Genomic DNA, 16,670 nt, shown 5'->3' on the forward strand with positions numbered 1-16,670 from the left:
TCTGCGGTACGCGTGGCTGTACGCAGTGAATGTGATCATGCGCATACGTTGCCCAGGTGCTGGAAGCGTCCTTTCTCAATCTTTCCGATCGCCACTGGCGGGACGGCGCGGTGTCGGTGCGGCCCGCTTGGGAGGTGCAGGAGCACGACGGTGCCACGGCCTGGTACAACGCCCGGCTGACCTTCCCGGACGGGGCCGCGGTCGAGGTCCTGGCCGTGGTCTGCGAGGGGCGGCTGTCCCTGGAGGACGTCCGGTCCCAGCCGCCGCTGTCCCTGGACGATCTGGCGGAACTCGCCGACTGGATCGAGGGGCCGCTGTTCGAGGCCTGTGGTGCCACGCCGGAGTTCGAGGAGGAACTGTCGTACCCGTCCTCGACCGGGTCCGGTCGCCGGGCGAGACCCGCCTGGCCGCGCGGGGCGGAGGGCCGGCGGATGGTCGCCGAGGAGTATCTGGCGGCGCAGCGGTCGGGCTACGACCCGGTGCTCGCGGTGATGTGCGCGACCGGGCACAGCCGTCGCAAGTCGCTCCGGCTGATCGCCGGGGCGCGTGACGAGGGGCTGCTGGGCCCCCGTCACGCCCGGCGCTGAGTCCGGGAGCCCCGGGTCGGCGCTCCGGCTACGGAAGGCGGAATCCTCGCCCTTCCCGGCGAGGAGCATGTCAGTCCGTCAGGTCACGCATCCGGCTGATCTCGGTCGTCTGCTGGGCGATCACGTCGTCGGCCATCTCCTCGATCAGGATGTTGTTGCCCTGCGCCTTCACATCCGTCGCCATGGTGATCGCCCCCTCGTGATGGGTGATCATCAGTTTCAGGAAGAGTTGGTCGAACTTCTCCCCGTCGAGTGTGTCGAGTTCCTTCAACTGTGCCTCGGTCGCCATGCCGGGCATCGTCCCGTGCTCGTGCGAAGTGTCCCTGCCATCACCGTCGTTGGCCTTCAGCCAGCCCTCCATGGCCGCGATCTCCGGCTCCTGGGCGGCCGAGATGCGTTCGGCGATCCGCTTCACCTGGGTCGACCGCGCGTGGTCGGGGGCGAGTTCGGTCATCTCCAGGGCCTGGGTGTGGTGCACGATCATCATGCGGGCGTAGTCGAAGTCCGCGCTGTTCGGAGAGTCGTCCTCCGCTCGATGCTTCTCGGCCTCTTCCGGTGAGAGGGTTCGAGCTGCCTCACCGGGTTTTCCGGGGGCGATCACCGCCGGTCCGCTCGACTTGGCCGATGCGCCGTCGGGGTCCGCGTCCGATCCCGAGTCGCAGCCCGCGAGGGCGAGCAGAACGACCGTCAACGAGGACGTGACCAGCGACGCGCGGGATGAGCGGCGAACGAGCACAGTGACCTCCTGGGGCACAGGAACGGACGTACACCTCGTGAGTGTTGACGCATGTTCCTAACACGCTTTCACATGGCGCTGATCGAATTTGTTCGTTACGAGTACATTGCGTCTGTTGATATGTGCATGATGAAGACGATACTTCGGAGGACGCCTGAACCGTTCGACCGCGAACGGCGACAAGGGAGGACACAGTGATCCTGTTGAACAACCTTCGGACGCGGCGCAGACGTCTGGGGGTCGCCGCGACTGCGGCAGGCCTCCTGGCGGCATTGCTCACGGCCGGCCCGGCGGCCGCGACCCCCGACCCCGGGGACTCGCCCGCCACGCGGAAGGAGGTCTCCAGGAGCGACGCGGCCGAGGCGCGGGCGGCCATAGCCGCCGGCGAGATACCCGGCAAGGACGAGATCGTCCACTCCGCCAACATCAAGCACCTGACGAACATCCCGAAGGAGGCGCTGCCCGGCACCAACTCGGACCTCGCCTTCCAGGGCAGGTACGCCTACGCCGGCAACTACGACGGCTTCCGGGTCTTCGACATCAGCAACCCCAAGGCGCCCAGGACCGTCGCCCAGGTGCTCTGCCCGGGCTCGCAGAACGACATCTCCGTCTCCGGCGACCTGCTCTTCCTCTCCACCGACTCCTCGCGCAGCGACGACTCCTGCAACAGCACCACACAGCCCGCGACGGAGAAGTCGTCGTGGGAGGGTGTCAAGATCTTCGACATCAGCGACAAGGCGCACCCGAAGTACGTCGCCGCCGTCGAGACCGCCTGTGGCTCGCACACCCACACGCTGGTGCCCGAGCGCAGGAACGTCTACGTCTACGTCTCGTCGTACTCGCCGAGCGCCACGTACCCCGACTGCCAGCCGCCCCACGACGGCATCTCGATCATCAAGGTGCCGCGCAAGTCGCCGGAGAAGGCGGCCATGGTGGGCTTCCCGGTCCTGTTCCCCGGTGAGGGCGCGGACGGTGGCGGCAACCCGGGTTCGCCCACGAACCCCGGTGTCTCCAAGACCACCGGCTGCCACGACATCACGGTGCTGCCGTCGAAGGATCTCGCCGCCGGCGCGTGCATGGGCGACGGCATCCTGTTCTCCATCAAGGACCCGGAGAACCCGAAGGTCATCGACCAGGTCCAGGACAACGTGAACTTCGCCTTCTGGCACTCGGCCACCTTCAACCAGAAGGCGAACAAGGTCGTCTTCACCGACGAGTTGGGCGGCGGCGGCGCGGCCACCTGCAACGAGGCGATCGGCCCGAACCGCGGTGCCGACGGCATCTACGACATCGTCGGCAAGGGCGACAAGCGCAAGCTCGTCTTCAAGAGCTACTACAAGATCCCCCGTCACCAGGCGGACACCGAGAACTGCGTCGCCCACAACGGCTCGCTGATCCCGGTCAAGGGCAAGGACATCATGGTCCAGGCCTGGTACCAGGGCGGCGTCTCGGTCTGGGACTTCACCAACTCCTCGAAGCCGAAGGAGATCGCCTACTTCGAGCGCGGCCCGATCTCCACCGACGCCCTCGTCGGCGGTGGCGCGTGGTCGGCGTACTACTACAACGGCTACATCTACTCGAACGACATGGTGAAGGGCTTCGATGTCCTGAAGATCGACGACCGGCGGACGGATCCGGCCAAGTGGGTCCACCTGCGCGAGCTCAACGTGCAGACCCAGCCGGACTACTTCGGCTGGTAGGGGAGACCGCGACAGGTTTCCGTCATCCGTCCCGCCGGGCCCTTCGGGGTCCGGCGGGACGCCCGGCTCGACCACGGCCCGCGGCAGTCGGGCCCCGAGGCCGCCGCGTCTTTCCATCGACCCGAGCCTGCAAGGCCGCCACGTCGATTCGTTGACCGAGGCGCCGCACGGGGAGATCCTGTAACCCCTGCGTCGACCGGCCGTCGGCGAACTATACTCAGCGCTTCCGGGCGGCGACCCTGCGTGCTGCCTCCCGGCCGCTGTTCGTCCCGGACCGCACGGGGGACGGTCCGGGACGGACGCCCGGCGGCGACCGACAGCCGGTCCGTGAACGGGACGCGGCGATCGCCCACCCCGACAAGGGACTTCAGCCGACGGGCGCGCGCTCGACGGCCCTCAGCCCACCAGGTCCAGGATCGGCCGCAGCCCGTCCGGCCGCTCGGCGGCGGGCAGATGGTCCACGAAGTACACCCCGCATCCCAGGGCCGCCGCGCCACCGTCGGCCCGCCGGTCGTCACCCACCATCAGGGTGTCCCGCGCGTCCACCCCGAGCGCCTCGCAGGCGAGGGAGAACAGGCGCGGGTCCGGCTTCTGAACGCGGTGTTCGTACGACAGCAGGTAAGCGCCGACGTACGGGTCGAGGCCGTGCGCGCGGAACACCGGCCGTAGATCCCAGCCGATGTTGCTCACCACGCCGACGGCCACGCCCCGCTCCCCGAGAGCGGCGAGAACTTCGGCGGCGTCCGGATAGGGGTTCCAGGCCGCCGGCGTCATATGGCGGTCGTACAGCGCGTCGGGGAGTGCCGCGTCGGGGAGCGCCACCCGGCGGGACAGGCCCGTGAACGCGGCCCGGTGCTGCTCGGCGGTCCGGTCCCGCACCGCCCACAGCTCACCCAGCGCACCGGTCGGCGGCTCCACCGGGGGCGCACCGCCCGGCAGCGCACCGGCCCGCTCCAGGGCCTCGGCCGCCCGGACCAGCTGCGGCTCGGGCAGGGCGAGGCCGATGTCCGCGAGCGTCGCGCGAAGCCAGGACTCCGCGGACTCGATGCGGAAGAGGGTGCCGGAGAAGTCGAACAGCACGCCTTTGATCGTCATGCCGTAGATCTTTCGGACTCAGCCGCGCACGGTCAAGTACGTGCCTGGGCGCGCCACTTCTCGTACGCCAGCACCGCCAGTGCGATGGTCAGCCCGCCCAGGAGCCAGCCGCCCACCACGTCCGAAGCCCAGTGCACGCCGAGCCAGATCCGGGTGAGACCGACACCGACGACGGAGACCACGGCCACCGCCAGGGCCGTCCGCATGAGGGCCTGGCCGGCGCCGTACCGGTGCAGGAGCCAGATCAGGAGGCCGAGGACGACCGTCGCCGTCATGGCGTGACCCGAGGGGAACGCGGCATAGTGCGCGGAGTCGACGGGGTCGGGCCACGCGGGCCGCTCCCGGCCGACGGCCGCCTTGAGGCCCTGCTGGACCGCCGTGCCCACCGCACAGCTGACCGCCAGCCAGAGTGCCAACCACCACTCTCTGTGGCGCCACATCAGCCAGATCGCGGCGGCCGCGGCCAGCAGACGCATCGTCACCGGGTCCCAGACCCAGTCCGTCAGGATGCGGAACGCATGGGTGACGCCCGGTTCGTCGACGGCCCATCCGTGCGTGGTGTTCGCGATGCTCTCGTCCAGCGCCATGAGCGGCCTCCAGGAGAGCGCCACCAGGACGAGCAACAGGACGGTGGGCGTCGCGAAGGCCGCGGCGACGCGGGCGGTGCGGGTGGTCGACGGCCGGTGGGGCGGCGAGTCGAGGGTGGGGGTGTGCATACGGCGATCCTTGCCGACTTCCGGGGCCTCAGGCCAATGCCGTGGCGTGAGATCACTGTCACGCGTCGCGACCGGAGCAAAGCCCTCGCGCCGTCCGTTGTTCTTGGGTTCCCCTTGGCCTCTTCTTTGCCATGTCACGACCTGACGAGTGCCCGCAAAGCCGGGACGAAAGCCACCAGCACCGGCACGACCGGCACCAGAGCGGCGTAGGCGGTCAGCCGCAGGCGCCGCGCCGGGGTGAGCCGTTCCGGGGGAGTGAGCAGCCGGTGGACCCGCTGCGGCACATGGTCGTCGGGGGTCGGACAGGGCCCGAACACACCCCGGTCCTCGTTGAGGCCGACGAGCGCGAGGGCGATGGTCAGGCGGCCGTGGTGGCGGGAGGCCGTGTCGTCGGCGGCGAGTTCGACCAGGCGGTGCATCTCGTCACGGAACGCGGCGAACACCGGCACCCGGGGGAACCCGTCCGCCAGCGCCGCCGAACAGTGCAGCAGCCAGTGGTGCCGCGCCCGTGCGTGCCCCTGCTCATGGGCGACCACCGCGTCCACCTGCCGCCCCTTCAGCCGGCGCAACGCGGCCGTGGTGATCACGAGACGGGGCGTGGGGCCGGGCAGCCACCAGGCGTCAGGCCGCTCGCCCTCCACCACCACGAGCCGGTCGCCGGCCGGGTCCTCGCCGGGCAGCAGCGGGGCCCGTGAGTGGAGTTCGGCATGGCGCCGCTGAAGCTGCCGCCGCGCCCGGACGACCTCGCGGACCAGCATCACCCCGGTCCACAGTCCGCCGCAGGCGAGCACCACCGCAGTGCCCACGGCCCAGGAGCCCCCGGCGTCCAGCGCGTACGCCTCCACGACGGGGTCCGGGGCGGGCGCGAACACCCGCCCGCGCACCGCCGTCCAGGCGGCCGCCCCGCTCAGCGCCATCGACAGGACGCAGCACAGCAGCACGGCCGCCACCACGCACTGCCACACCCACAGGGCGACCACCGGTTCACGGTCCGGCCAGTCGGCCCGAGCGAGCAGCCGCGGGGCGACGACGGCGAACAGGGCGCCGAGCAGCAACAACGCCGCGGGGACCATCATGAGGCGCAGCCTATGAGGGCGCCGGGGCACGGCGACACGCGCCGAGCCACCGAAGTGACGCAAACCACGACCACGCCGCGCCCACGCTCGGGCGTGCGTCTCTTGCCGGGTGTGCGTGCGGGGGCGGGTCTCTTGCAGGGCGTGCGCTCGGGTGCGGGTCTCCTGCTGGGCCTGTGTCCGGTTGAGCGTCTCCCGCCCGGCGCAGGGCCGGGCGGACGGTTCCCGCATGGCCCTTCGGGCGGATGGCCCCCGCGCGGTCTATTCGGGCGGATGGTTCCCGCACAACCTCCCGGGCGGACGACTCCCGCGAGGTCCCCGGGCGGACAACGCCCGCGCCCCCGGGTGGATCACCCGCCGCCCTACGCCCGCGCGGCCTCCCGCGTGGATCACGCCAGCCTGCGCCCGCCACGCGGGCCCGTAGCCGGGGGCGCAGCCGTACGCCCGCCACGCGGGCCCGTAGCCGCGCGGCGCAGCCGTACGCCTGGCGTCTGCGTCCGCGGTGTCGCCGCTCGGCCGAGCCCGTCGCTCAGACCGTCAGCAGCATGGCCAGCATCCCGATGCCCATGGACAGCCGGCAGGCCCGCGCCAACTCGGGCCGGTCGCCCCAGCCCCTCGCCCGTGGCACCGGAACCCGTGCCCCCACCACGGCCGCCACGGGGATGAGCCTGACGCCCGCCCACAGCACATAGCCGGCGAAGTACACCAGCAGCGCCCCGGTCACCAGCGGCAGCCCCGCGCCGCCGTGGCCACCGCCAGGGGCGACCGCCATCGCGGCGGCCATGTAGCCCATCGCCAGCGCGCCCACCGCGTGATGCAGATGACACGCACTCGTCCGGGCCGACCACAGCGCGCGCAGCGCCGCCGCGCCGAACACGAGCGTGTACGCGAGCCAGGCCCAGCGCGGCGGCGTCACGGCCGCCGCGGGCACCGCCATCGCAGCCATGCCGAACCCCATCAGCGCCTCGCCACCCGCGGCCCGGCGCTGTTCCTCGACCGCGCTGCGCATCCGCAGCAGGCAGTAGCCCCCGGTCACCGCGCACAGCGCGACCAGCAGCCACCCGACCGAAATCGGTCCGTGCACCACGCACCTCCCCGTTCGACGACGTCGGTCAGTGCTCAGAGCGGGCGGACAGTCGGTCAGGGCATGCCCGGCCACGATGGCGCGCATACGAGCGCAAGGGTGTACGCGGGGGAGCGCGTGGGGGTGCGTCCCGAAGACGGATGGGGCCGCCCGGCACGTCCTCGCCGCCGCCGTGGGACCGTCTGCCACCACCGACGCGCGCCGGCGGCGAATGACGGCAACGCGCGGGGCCGCGGGAGCCAGGGACACACACCGGGCAGGCCGGACACCGTACGCTCGCGGCGACGGTACGGCGGGACGGGTTCCAGGCAGCGGAGGGCGCACGGGCATGACGGCAGGCAACGGGCGGGCGGTGGGGAGCGGCGCGGCTCTCGGGGACACGGTCGCCAAGGTGGTGCGCCAGTGGCAGACGGTGCACCCGGGTCTCGACACCGCGCCGATGGAGATCATCGGCCGCGTCAACCGCTGCGCGGCCCTCCTGCAACAGGCCGAGGACGCCCCGCTGCGCCGCGCCGGACTCACCCGCCCCGAGTTCGAGGTCCTCGGCACCCTGCGCCGCACCGGCCACGAGCTGACCCCCAGTGAGATCGCTCGGGAGACCTTCGCCTCCGGCGCTGCCGTGACCAAACGTCTCAAGCTGCTGGCCGAGCGCGAGCTGGTCCAGCGACGGGGTGACGCCCGCGACCGCCGCGTCGCGCACGTCCGCCTCACCGACGCCGGCCGCGACCTCGTGGACACTGTCATGCCGGAGCAACTGGCTTACGAGACGGCCGTACTGTCCGGTGTCGGGGCCGACGACCGCCGAGAACTCGCTGTACTGCTGGGCGGTTTGCTGAACCAGCTCGAGGTCCGACTGGGCCTGCCGCGCGCGTAGGCCCTGGTGACGGGCTGTGCGCGGGTCGCGGATGTCGGCCGAGCGGGGACCGTACGCGTTCTGCCGGATCTGGGACTCGCGCGGAAGTCGCGCGGGAAGCCCGGGGAGGGCCCGCTCACCTCGTCGAGCCGGGCGATCGTGTCCGCGTCCGTCTCCGTCCGTGTCCGTGTCCGCGTCCGTGTCCGCGTCGAGAGGCACGTCGACCCTCGCCGGGGTGTCCGCCCGCGAGTCGGCGCTCGCCGGTGGCGCCGAGGATCGGCACGACGGTTCCGGGGCGGTCGAGCCGTCAGGCGCTCCCAGCCCGACGTCATGCCTCCGAAGGCCGGTTCACGCACGCGCAGACGGGTCCTGCCGGGCGTGGGCAACGCATGACGCGTTCCACCGGTGTCAGCTCTCGGCGCCCTGCGGGTACACGCCGAACGCGGCCCCTTGCGGATCCCGCAGCACCGCGATGCGCGGTCCGTCCGGCACGGTGGTGGGTTCCATGAGCATGGTGCCGTCCGCCTCGGTGGCGATCCGGGCGGTGTCGTCGACGTCCTCGACGGCGAAGTACGGCAGCCAGTGCGAGGGCACCTCGTGCGGGAACTTGTCGTCCATCGTGATCATGCCACCGAATTCGGCGCCCTCGACGCCCCACTGCGTGTACTCCCCGCCGGCGGTCACGGTCCAGCCGAACATCGTCGTGTAGAAGGTCTTCGCCTGCTCCGGCGCCCGGGTCAGCAGCTCCACCCAGCCGAGCGCGCCGGGCGCGTTGAACAGCCCGGCCCCCCGAAAGGTCCGGGCCTGCCAAAGCTGGAAGGCCGCGCCGCCCGGGTCGAGCGCCACGGCGAACCGTCCGATGTCGAAGACGTCCATCGGCTCCAGCACCACGGTTCCGCCGGCCGCCTGTACCGCCCGCGCCGCCGCGTCCGCGTCGCTCACCGCGAACGACACGTTCCAGGCCACCGGCTGAGACTCCTGGTACAGCGGGCTGAGGGCGGCGACCGCCGCGTCACCGAGGTGCGCGACGCTGTAGCCGCCGGCCTCCTGACGGGGATCGGTCTCCGTGCGCCAGCCGAACAACTCGGTGTAGAACCGCTTGGCCGCCTCCAGGTCACTGGTCCCCAGCTCGGTCCAGCAGGGCCCACCGGTCACGGGCTCGTCGAGCTTCATGGCGTTCCTTCCGGGACGGGGCACGGGCACGGCGTGCTGGAAGGGAATCGGGCATGGAAACCCCTCCCAGCACGCTATGCCCGTGCCCCCGCCCCGGCCACCGGGGCGGGAGGCGTCAGATTTCCGTCCGGGCAGCCCGCGGATGGTCCACGCGATGGTGCGGCCGAGCACGTGGTCATGCGGGGCCGAACACAGGCGCTACCCTCTTGCGTGTTCGAGCCGCGCAGACATCCGCCAGGAGCAGCCCATGGGGAGCGCCGCCACCGGCCTGACCTTCCGTGACGCCACCGACGCCGATGTGGACGCCCTCGTCGTGCTGATCGAGTCGGCGTATCGCGGGGACTCCAGCCGGGTCGGGTGGACCACGGAGGCCGACATCCTCGATGGGCAGCGCACCGACCCCGAGGGTGTTCTGCGGGTCATCAAGTCCCCCGACAGCCGACTGCTCATGGTCGAGAGTGACGGCGCGGTCGTCGCCTGCTGTCAGCTCGAACACCGCGGCGACCACGCCTACTTCGGAATGTTCGCGGTGAGCCCGGCCCTCCAGGGCGGAGGCCTCGGCAAGGTGATCATCGCCGAGGCCGAGCGGATGGCACGCGAGAGCTGGGGTGCCCGGGAGATGCACATGACCGTGATCTCCGTACGTGACGACCTCATTGCCTGGTACGAGCGGCGTGGCTACCGCCGTACGGGACGGATGACCCCGTTCCCGTACGGCGACGAGCGCTTCGGCATCCCACTCCGGGACGACCTGCGGTTCGAGCTGCTGGTCAAGGAGCTGGCTTAGGGCTCAGGCGGTGAAGCGGCCCGTGCGTTTGATGTCCGGGTAGTCGGTCGTCGCGCCGTCCAGTTGCAACGCGCGGACCAGCCGCAGATGATCCTGGGTGTTCACCACCCAGCCGATGATCCGCAGGTTCGCCTTGCGGGCCTTCTCGACGACCTCCAGCGTCAGCCGCCGGATGTTCAGCACGAGGGTGGCGGCGCCCACCGCCACCGCACGGTCCACGACGTCGGTGCCGTAGCGGCTGGCGACCAGCGCGGTGCGTACGCCGGGCACGAGCCGGGCGATCTCGGCGACGGCCTCGTCGTGGAAGGACAGCACCTCGACCCGTCCCACCAGGTCGCGCCGGTGCATGACCTCGGCGAGGGCGCGGGCCGCCGCCGTGTCCTTGATCTCGGCCTGGAGCGGGGCCCGCACCGCGTCCAGGACCTCCTCGAAGGTGGGGACGCGCTCCCCGCGGCCCGCGTCCAGGGCGCGCAGTTCGGCGAGGGTCTTGTCGGTGATCGGGCCCGTGCCGTCCGTCGTCCGGTCCACGTCCGCGTCGTGCATGACGACGAGCGCGCCGTCCTTGCTCAGATGCAGATCGAGTTCGATGACGTCGAGACCCGCGCGGTCGGCGGCGACGAAGGAACGGAGGGTGTTCTCGGGCTCGACGCCCATGACTCCACGGTGACCGATGGTGAGGAAGTTCAAGGTGGACTCGCTTCCGTCGACGGCGGCTCGGCCCGCGCGACCGGGAGGGGGCGGCACGCGGCTGGGGCGCAGCGTAGTCCTCCCGCCGTGTGATGCATCCGTACGTGCACGAGCCCGTTCGGGTCGTGTCATGCCGTGCCACGTCGGAGAACGGACCGTTCCCGCATCTGTCCCGCACGAATCAGGTCATCCCTGAGTGGGCGAGTCCGGCGCGCGTTGACCCCGGTGCCCTCTGGGCGGCGACCGTGACGCATGAACTGTGATCTATGACGCGTGTGACAGGAGATTCAGCGGTTACGTAGAGGGTGTGGCGGGAGGATTTCCGGCGGAGTCGTCAAGATCGGTCTTGCGGGAGGGAACCTCTGCTACGTACGGTGTCCCTACGAAAGGTTCTCCCGTGGAGGATGGGTCATGACGGAAATTCTTGTGCGGTCGGGCGTGGAGGGCGGAGTTCCTCCGGTGACTAGGGTGGTGGACCATCCGGCCTGGCCCGTGCTCAAGGATGCCGTGGAGCGGATCCGGCCATGGCAGTCCAAGGACGGCTCCATCGACTTCGAGGCCGAGCACGCCCCCGACCCGGCCGACGCCGAGCTGGCCGTCCAGGACGTCGTGGGGGCTGTCCGGGCGCTCTCCCCGCTGCTGCCGCACGACGCCGCGTACCACCAGGCACTCGTCAAGGACCTGCGGCGCTGGGCCGACGACGGCTTCCAGGTGCCCGACTTCCTTGACTCGCTGCTGGCCTTCCAGCCCGCCGCCCGCCGCGCGGACGGCCTCCAGCACCTGGTCGTCTTCCCGATGTACACCCAGAACGGCAACCCCGACCGCAACCTCGAAGCGGTCGTGCTGCGCATGGTCTGGCCCGACTGGCTGGCCGAGCTGGAGCGCACCCGCTACGACAACCCGCTGTTCTGCGGCATCACCTTCGAGGACTTCACCGCCGGCTACGACACCAACTCGGCCGTCCTCTTCCCCGAGACCATCGCCGTGCGCGAGGCACCCGCCCGTTTCTCCTGGGGTGGCATCTTCTGCGACCGCGAGGCGGCCCGCTTCCGCCGCGTCACCGACGCCGCCGTCGACATCCTCGGCCTCGACCTGCCGGAGGACGTCGCCGCGATGGTCCATGACCAGAAACGCTGCGAGGAGGCCTTCGTCCTGTGGGACATGGTCCACGACCGCACCCACAGCCACGGCGACCTTCCCTTCGACCCCTTCATGATCAAGCAGCGCCAGCCGTTCTGGATGTACGGCCTCGAAGAGCTGCGCTGCGACCTCACCGCCTTCAAGGAGGCCGTGAAGCTGGAGGCCGACGGCATCCCGCAGGCCCGTGACGTGCAGTACGCCGTCCTCTTCGACCGTATGTTCCGCTTCCCCGTCACCGGCGAGCGCGTCCGCAACTACGACGGCCTCGGCGGCCAGCTCCTCTTCGCCTATCTGCACAAGCACGACGTGGTCCGCTGGACCGACAACAAGCTGTACATCGACTGGCAGCGGGCACCGCAGGTCACCAACGAGCTCTGCGCCGACATCGAGCAGCTCTACCGCGACGGCATCGACCGCCCCAAGCTCGTCCACTGGTTCGCCGGGTACGAGCTGGTTGCGACCTACCTCGCCCCGCACCCCGGCTCGCGCTGGGCCAAGGGACCGGACGCCCTGGACCTGACGCAGCCGCCGCGCAAACTCGTCGACGACGTGCTTCCGGACGAGTTTCCGCTCAGCATGTTCTATGAGGCGCTCGCCAAGAAGCTGAAGACCGTGATCGCCTCCACCAAGGGCATCACCGCGGCGAACGCCGAGCGGGCCGCCGCGTGAGCGCCGAAGTCGTAGACGTCGTAGACGCTGCTCAGGAGGCGAAGACCATGCAGAACGGCAACGGTGCACTGAGCGGTGCGGTGATCGCGGTGGCCGGCGCGGGCGGACCCGCCGGCCGGGCGGCACTGCTGCGGCTCGCCGACGCGGGCGCGATCGTCGTCGGCTCCGACAACGACCCCGAGCGGCTCTCCGAGGCCGTGGACGCGGCCCGCTACGCGCACGGCGGAGCCACCGTCGTCGGCGACACGGTCGATCTGCTCGACCTGCAGTCCACCCGCGACTGGGCCACCCGCGTGGAGAAGGACTTCGGCCGGGTGGACGGGCTCGTCCACCTCGTCGGCGGCTGGCGCGGCAGCGAGACCTTCACCAGGACAAGCCTCGACGACTGGGACTTCCTGGAAATGCTGCTCATCCGCACCGTGCAGCACACCTCCCTCGCCTTCCACGAGGCGCTGCAGCGCAGTGAGCGCGGCCGGTACCTCCTGATCAGCGCGGCCGGTGCCAGCAAGCCCACCGCGGGCAACGCCGCCTACGCCGCGGCCAAGGCCGCCGCCGAGGCCTGGACGCTGGCCATGGCGGACTACTTCCGTAAGGCCGGAGGGCCGGACGGGCCGACCTCCGCGGCTGCCATCCTGGTTGTGAAGGCGTTGGTGCACGACGCGATGCGCGCCGACCGCCCCAACGCGAAGTTCGCGGGCTTCACCGACGTCAAGGAGCTGGCCGAGGCCATCGCCGGGGTCTGGGAGAAGTCCGCCGCCGAAGTGAACGGAAACCGTCTGTGGCTGACCGACAAGCCGTGAACCCTCCGAAGACCGACGCCCGACGCCATCACGACCCGGAGGTCCGCGGCTTCGCCAGCGACAACTACGCGGGGGTCCACCCCGAGGTGCTCGCCGCCCTGGCCCTGGCCAACGGCGGGCACCAGGTCTCGTACGGCGAGGACGAGTACACCGGGAACCTCCAGCGGATCGTGCGCAGCCACTTCGGCGCCACCGCCGAGGCGTTCCCCGTCTTCAACGGCACCGGTGCCAACGTCGTCGCGCTCCAGGCCGTCACCGACCGCTGGGGCGCGGTGATCTGCGCCGAGAGCGCGCACATCCACGTCGACGAGTGCGGGGCGCCCGAGCGGGTCGGCGGTCTGAAGCTGCTCACCGTGCCCACACCCGACGGCAAGCTCACACCCGAGCTGATCGACCGGCAGGCGTACGGCTGGGACGACGAGCACCGGGCGATGCCGCAGGTCGTCTCGATCACCCAGAGCACCGAACTGGGCACCCTGTACACGCCCGAGGAGATTCGCGCGATCTGCGAGCACGCCCACGCCCACGGCATGAGGGTGCACCTGGACGGCTCCCGGATAGCCAACGCCGCCGCCTCCCTGAACGTCCCGATGCGGACGTTCACCAACGCGGTCGGTGTCGATCTGCTCTCCCTGGGGGGCACCAAGAACGGCGCGATGTTCGGCGAGGCCGTGGTCGTCATCAACCAGGACGCCGTGCGCCGTATGAAGCACCTGCGCAAGCTGTCCATGCAGCTCGCCTCCAAGATGCGTTTCGTGTCGGTGCAGTTGGAGGCCCTGCTGTCCAAGGACCTGTGGCTGCGCAACGCCCGCCACTCCAACGAGATGGCGCAGCGGCTCGCCGAGGGCGTGCGCGCGGTCCACGGCGTCGAGATCCTGTACCCCGTGCAGGCCAACGGGGTCTTCGCCCGCCTCCCGCACGACGTGAGCGAACGCCTCCAGAAGCGCTACCGCTTCTACTTCTGGGACGAGGCCGCCGGCGACGTCCGCTGGATGTGCTCCTACGACACGACCGAGGAGGACGTGGACGGGTTCGTGGCGGCGCTCAAAGAGGAGATGGCCCGCTGAGAATTGCATAAATATGCGATCACCTGAAAAGTCATTGACTCTCGGGTGATCGTTTTCCTATGCTCGCGGGCATGGAGCTGATCCAGCAAACCCCTGATCTGTCCGCTTATCTGATCGCTGACGAGGTCATCGATCACCATCATCCGCGCATACGGCAGACAGCTGCGCACCTCGCCAAGGGGGCGACGGACTCGTATGCCTATGCGCGGGCGGCGTTCGAGTACGTCCGCGACACCATCCCGCACTCGGCCGACACGGGAGACCGGCGCGTCACCTGGCGCGCCTCCGACGTACTGGAGCAGGGCACCGGGATCTGTTACGCCAAGGCCCACGCGCTCACCGCGCTGCTGCGGGCCGAGGACATCCCGACGGCACTCTGCTACCAGCGGCTGGCGCACGACGACGGCGACGGGCACGCCGTACACGGTCTGGTCGCCGTGCGCTTCCACGGGGCCTGGCACCGTCAGGACCCCCGCGGCAACAAACCGGGCGTCGACGCCCGGTTCTCCCTGACCGGTGAGAGGCTGGCCTGGGTGCCCGACCCGCGCGCGGACGAAGTGGACTACCCGCTCCTGTACGCCGCACCGCACCCGGCGGTGCTCGCGACCCTTCGGGCCGCCCCCGACCGGTCGTACCTGTGGAAGACGCTCCCCGAGACGCTGTAGGGGAGGGTCAGCGGGCCTCGGCCGCGCGGACCTGCTCCGGGGTCGGGGCCGTGCCGCCGAGGTGGGCGGGCATCCACCAGGTGTCGTCCGGGCCCTTGGGGCGGACGGGGTAGGCACGCTGGGCGGCCTCCAGCAACTCCTGTACGCGCTCGCGGACTTGGCGCGTGATGGCGCCCGCGTACTTGTCCTTGGAGGCCTCTATCGCCTCACCGACCCGGATGGTGATCGGGATGTGGCTGCGCTTGAAGTTGCGCGGGTGGCCCTTGGTCCACAGTCGCTGTGTGCCCCACACGGCCATCGGGATCAGCGGGACACCCGCCTCCTGGGCCAGCCGGGCGGCACCCGACTTGAAGCTCTTGAGGGTGAACGACTGCGAGATGGTGGCCTCGGGGAAGACGCCGATGATTTCGCCGGAGCGCAGCGAGTCCAGCGCGTGCGCGTAGGCCGCCTCACCCTGCTTGCGGTCCACCGGGATGTGCCGCATGTTGCGCATCAACGGACCGGAGATCCTGTGCCGGAACACCGATTCCTTGGCCATGAAGCGCACCAGACGCTTCTGCGGCAGTGCCGCCAGGCCGTCGAAGATGAAGTCCAGGTAGCCGATGTGATTGCTCACCAGCACCGCGCCGCCCGAGCGCGGAATGTTCTCCGACCCCTTGCAGTCGATCTTCAGGTCCCAGACCTTGAACAGGGTTCGGGCGAGACCGATCGCGGGGCGGTAGACAAGCTCTGCCATGGGCGGAGTGGACCCTTCTCTCTGCCTGGGAAGGGGTATCCCGGCGGGAAGTTACGCAGCCGTAGGTTTACGGCATCTCGCAGATCGTGCCCCAAGAACGCCTGAGTGGCCAGTCCTGGTGCCGCCAGGCGGCGAGATTCTCGTCACGTCGGCCGCACGACCGACGCGCGCGTCTTCACCCCGCTCTAATCCGTGCGTACGGTCACCCGTCGGACGAGCAGGTACATCTCGCACCCCAGGCAGTAACCGAACACCGCGTTCAGGAAGGCCGCCGCGAGCGCCGCCCCGGTCGCCGCCTGCCCCAGCCACCCGGGTCCCACGGTGAACCCGATCAGCCCCACCAGCGCGAAGACCAGCCCCACGGCCTGCGCGAACCTCGGCGGAAGCGGTGGCTCGAACTGCGTGGGCGGCCCGATCCGCGGCCGGAGGAACGTGCGGAAGACCCACCCGTACGGCGAACGCCCCACTCCGCCCGCGGCACCCAGCGCGAACGCGAACGACTGCCAGGCCAGCAGCCAGGCGCTGCCCGTGATCAGAGCGACCGCCAGAACGACGGTCGTCACGGCCGCCGCGAAGCGGGGCCCCCTCACATCGATGTCCATGCGTCAAGCATCCCGTAGGCCGATCTCCGAGGGAACCGGGAATCTTTGCGGTCTCGTGAACGCTGAAGCACGCTGTGACCGGACTTGTGGTGTGTGGGTTGGTGCTCGCGATGGCGAGCGCCTACGGAGTGCTGCATCAGCGGCGGAGCGGGAGAGTCAGGGTGCGGGGGCGGGACGGCGACAAGCAGCTCGGCGCGGCGGAGTTGGGGGAGGGCCTCGGCGAACGGGCCACGCTCGTCCAGTTCTCCAGTGCCTTCTGCGCCCCGTGCCGGGCGACCCGCCGGGTGCTCGCCGACGTGGCCGGCATGGTCCCGGGTGTCGCCCACGTCGAGATCGACGCCGAGGAACACCTCGACCTCGTACGCCGGCTGGACATCCTCAAGACGCCGACCGTGCTCGTCCTCGACGCGGACGGCCGGATCGTGCGCCGGGCGACCGGGCAGCCACGCAGGGCGGACGTGATCGCCGCGCTCGGCGAGGCCGTGTGAAGCCGCATTCCG

18 protein-coding genes are annotated in these 16,670 nt (G+C 70.5%); 9 read left to right on the top strand and 9 right to left on the bottom strand.

Annotated features, from left to right (window positions below; genetic code table 11):
- The first annotated feature begins 110 nt into the window (after positions 1–110).
- The gene (locus ACFY9I_RS20490) at positions 111–587 is read left to right on the top strand and encodes a DUF6214 family protein (protein ID WP_391003720.1); all 477 of its coding nucleotides are present in this window, start codon (positions 111–113) and stop codon (positions 585–587) included.
- A 70-nt stretch (positions 588–657) separates the two neighbouring features.
- Here the strand turns inward: ACFY9I_RS20490 and ACFY9I_RS20495 are convergent, their stop codons facing one another.
- A complete protein-coding gene (locus tag ACFY9I_RS20495) occupies positions 658–1,323 on the bottom strand; it encodes a DUF305 domain-containing protein (protein WP_391003493.1) in 666 nt (221 codons plus the stop codon).
- 194 nt (positions 1,324–1,517) lie between these two features.
- On the opposite strand from ACFY9I_RS20495, the gene ACFY9I_RS20500 reads away from it, so the two are divergent.
- Positions 1,518–3,023 (top strand): LVIVD repeat-containing protein, encoded by a 1,506-nt coding sequence (locus ACFY9I_RS20500; protein ID WP_391003495.1) that lies wholly within the window; start codon positions 1,518–1,520, stop codon positions 3,021–3,023.
- Positions 3,024–3,419: 396 nt separating this feature from the next.
- On the opposite strand, the gene ACFY9I_RS20505 is transcribed toward ACFY9I_RS20500, so the two are convergent.
- The 4 genes from ACFY9I_RS20505 to ACFY9I_RS20520 form a co-directional block, all read right to left on the bottom strand.
- Entirely contained in the window at positions 3,420–4,118 is a 699-nt protein-coding gene (locus ACFY9I_RS20505; RefSeq protein ID WP_391003497.1) for an HAD-IA family hydrolase, read from the bottom strand.
- A 32-nt stretch (positions 4,119–4,150) separates the two neighbouring features.
- On the bottom strand, positions 4,151–4,834 hold the full coding sequence (locus tag ACFY9I_RS20510) for a phosphatase PAP2 family protein (RefSeq protein WP_391003499.1): 684 nt from the start codon (positions 4,832–4,834) through the stop codon (positions 4,151–4,153).
- A 134-nt stretch (positions 4,835–4,968) separates the two neighbouring features.
- The gene (locus tag ACFY9I_RS20515) at positions 4,969–5,910 is read right to left on the bottom strand and encodes a M48 family metalloprotease (protein WP_391003501.1); all 942 of its coding nucleotides are present in this window, start codon (positions 5,908–5,910) and stop codon (positions 4,969–4,971) included.
- 526 nt (positions 5,911–6,436) lie between these two features.
- Positions 6,437–6,991 (bottom strand): DUF5134 domain-containing protein, encoded by a 555-nt coding sequence (locus ACFY9I_RS20520; protein WP_391003503.1) that lies wholly within the window; start codon positions 6,989–6,991, stop codon positions 6,437–6,439.
- 328 nt (positions 6,992–7,319) lie between these two features.
- Between ACFY9I_RS20520 and ACFY9I_RS20525 the strand changes: the two genes are divergently transcribed.
- Positions 7,320–7,865, top strand: a complete 546-nt coding sequence (locus ACFY9I_RS20525) for a MarR family transcriptional regulator (RefSeq protein WP_391003505.1) — start codon at positions 7,320–7,322, stop codon at positions 7,863–7,865.
- A 387-nt stretch (positions 7,866–8,252) separates the two neighbouring features.
- Here ACFY9I_RS20525 and ACFY9I_RS20530 read toward each other — a convergent pair whose 3' ends face one another.
- Positions 8,253–9,017 (bottom strand): VOC family protein, encoded by a 765-nt coding sequence (locus ACFY9I_RS20530; RefSeq protein WP_391003506.1) that lies wholly within the window; start codon positions 9,015–9,017, stop codon positions 8,253–8,255.
- A 247-nt stretch (positions 9,018–9,264) separates the two neighbouring features.
- Here ACFY9I_RS20530 and ACFY9I_RS20535 point away from each other — a divergent pair, with 247 nt between their 5' ends.
- The gene (locus ACFY9I_RS20535) at positions 9,265–9,804 is read left to right on the top strand and encodes a GNAT family N-acetyltransferase (RefSeq protein ID WP_391003508.1); all 540 of its coding nucleotides are present in this window, start codon (positions 9,265–9,267) and stop codon (positions 9,802–9,804) included.
- 3 nt (positions 9,805–9,807) lie between these two features.
- On the opposite strand, the gene ACFY9I_RS20540 is transcribed toward ACFY9I_RS20535, so the two are convergent.
- Complete coding sequence (locus ACFY9I_RS20540; protein ID WP_391003510.1) at positions 9,808–10,491, bottom strand: glycerophosphodiester phosphodiesterase family protein; 684 nt, start codon at positions 10,489–10,491, stop codon at positions 9,808–9,810.
- Between the two features lie 411 nt (positions 10,492–10,902).
- Between ACFY9I_RS20540 and ACFY9I_RS20545 the strand changes: the two genes are divergently transcribed.
- From ACFY9I_RS20545 to ACFY9I_RS20560, 4 genes are all read left to right on the top strand, one after another.
- Complete coding sequence (locus ACFY9I_RS20545; RefSeq protein WP_391003512.1) at positions 10,903–12,300, top strand: DUF6421 family protein; 1,398 nt, start codon at positions 10,903–10,905, stop codon at positions 12,298–12,300.
- 47 nt (positions 12,301–12,347) lie between these two features.
- A complete protein-coding gene (locus ACFY9I_RS20550) occupies positions 12,348–13,100 on the top strand; it encodes an SDR family NAD(P)-dependent oxidoreductase (protein WP_391003514.1) in 753 nt (250 codons plus the stop codon).
- Positions 13,097–14,167 carry a beta-eliminating lyase-related protein gene (locus ACFY9I_RS20555; protein WP_391003516.1) on the top strand — a complete coding sequence of 357 codons (1,071 nt, stop codon included), beginning with the start codon at positions 13,097–13,099 and terminating at the stop codon, positions 14,165–14,167. Before ACFY9I_RS20550 ends, ACFY9I_RS20555 begins: the two co-directional genes overlap by 4 nt.
- Before the next feature lie 71 nt (positions 14,168–14,238).
- Entirely contained in the window at positions 14,239–14,832 is a 594-nt protein-coding gene (locus tag ACFY9I_RS20560; RefSeq protein ID WP_391003517.1) for a transglutaminase domain-containing protein, read from the top strand.
- 7 nt (positions 14,833–14,839) lie between these two features.
- Here the strand turns inward: ACFY9I_RS20560 and ACFY9I_RS20565 are convergent, their stop codons facing one another.
- Both ACFY9I_RS20565 and ACFY9I_RS20570 read right to left on the bottom strand, forming a co-directional pair.
- The gene (locus ACFY9I_RS20565; protein WP_391003519.1) at positions 14,840–15,568 is read right to left on the bottom strand and encodes a 1-acyl-sn-glycerol-3-phosphate acyltransferase; all 729 of its coding nucleotides are present in this window, start codon (positions 15,566–15,568) and stop codon (positions 14,840–14,842) included.
- A gap of 185 nt (positions 15,569–15,753) precedes the next feature.
- A complete protein-coding gene (locus tag ACFY9I_RS20570; protein WP_391003520.1) occupies positions 15,754–16,170 on the bottom strand; it encodes a DUF4395 family protein in 417 nt (138 codons plus the stop codon).
- A 74-nt stretch (positions 16,171–16,244) separates the two neighbouring features.
- On the opposite strand from ACFY9I_RS20570, the gene ACFY9I_RS20575 reads away from it, so the two are divergent.
- The gene (locus tag ACFY9I_RS20575; protein WP_391003522.1) at positions 16,245–16,658 is read left to right on the top strand and encodes a thioredoxin domain-containing protein; all 414 of its coding nucleotides are present in this window, start codon (positions 16,245–16,247) and stop codon (positions 16,656–16,658) included.
- Positions 16,659–16,670: the final 12 nt, after the last annotated feature.

Source organism: Streptomyces sp. NPDC012510, assembly GCF_042955065.1.
Lineage (GTDB): Bacteria > Actinomycetota > Actinomycetes > Streptomycetales > Streptomycetaceae > Streptomyces.